Raw genomic sequence first — 1,403 nt, forward strand, 5'->3', positions numbered from 1 at the left:
GCGCCCTTCGGCGCCACGGCTCCGCCGAAGCCGGTCCAGGACCACCGGGGCCGGGTCATCCGCACCGCCGACTGGCCGCTCACCGGAGCGGTGCTGGCGAGCCTGCGGGTCGTCCTCGACGCGTCGGGCAGGACGCCGGTCCGCGCCGAGTTCCAGTACATCGAGGGCGGCAGCTCGGACCAGCGCGCCGAGAACCTGCCCACGCCCCAGCCGGTGGGGTTCCCGCTCGGCGCCGGCCGCGTCGAGCTGTCCGTGCGCTCCGCCCCGGACCGCGGCCTCACCTGGCTCAACAGCCGCCCCGCCGACTCCCAGGAGCCCGGCGTCACGGCGCACTTCCACTCGGGTCTGCCCGAACGCACCGTCTTCGTGTCCCGGCCGGACGCCGAGGGCCTGGTCCACGTCGTCCTCGGCAACGGCACCACGGAGCAGGTCGCCCTGCGTCCCGGCGCGGCCGAACAGATCACGCACGGCGAGTACGAGGTCAGCCTCAGATACACGGCCGGCCCGCCCGAGCCACACGTCGAGGTGGTGATCGCCGGACGGCCCGAGCCCCTCGACCGCCGCGTCCTGCGGCTCGACGCGGTGCACGGCGCGATCACGCCGGGCAGCTGGGTCGTCGTCCGGCGTCCCGCCAAGGGCGCCCCGGACGGCGTCCCGGGCGACCCCGGGCTCGCCTTCGTCGCCACCCGGGCCGTCGCCGTCCGCGAAGCGGTGTACGCCGATTTCGGCGTCACCGGACGCGGCACCGAGATCACCCTCGCCGACCCGTGGCTGGACGAGTTCGACGTGCTGCTCTCGCACATCCGCGACACCACCGTGCACGCGGCCGGCGAGCCGCTGCGCCCGGCCGGCGAACCCCTCGGCGAGGACGTCCACGGCAACGAGATCGAACTCGCGGAGCTGTACGACGGGTTGCGGCCGGGACGGACGCTGCTGGTGACCGGTGAGCGCAGCGACGTCCCCGGGACGGCCGGCGTCGAGGCCACCGAGGTGGTGACGATCGCCGCCGCGGACCCGGCCGTCGACCCGCGGCTGCCCGGCGACCACGTGCACACCAGGCTCACCCTGACGGCGGACCTCGCCCACCGCTACCGCCGCGAGACCGTCAGGATCCTCGGCAACGTGGTGGAGGCCACCCACGGGGAGAGCCGCGAGGAGGCCGTCGGCAGCGGCGACTCCGGCCGCGCCGGCCAGACGTTCGCGCTCTGGCAGTCTCCGCTGACCTGGCTCGCCGCCGACGACCCGCTCGGCGCCGCTCCGGTCCTGGAGATCCGGGTCGACGGCATCCTCTGGCACCGGGCGGACAGCCTCGCCGGACGCGGCCCGGGCGAGCGGGTGTACGTCGTCGGCACCACGGCCGACGGCCGGACCGCGGTGACCTTCGGCGACGGCGTCAACGGCGC

Annotated in this window: 1 pseudogene; it reads left to right on the forward strand. The window is 75.8% G+C overall.

Annotated features, from left to right (window positions below):
• Positions 1-1,403 (forward strand): annotated as a pseudogene (locus HW445_RS30975) (putative baseplate assembly protein); the annotation flags it as partial.

Origin of the sequence: Streptomyces sp. UH6, from assembly GCF_013421635.1 — a bacterium.
Taxonomy (GTDB): Bacteria; Actinomycetota; Actinomycetes; order Streptomycetales; family Streptomycetaceae; genus Streptomyces; species Streptomyces abyssomicinicus.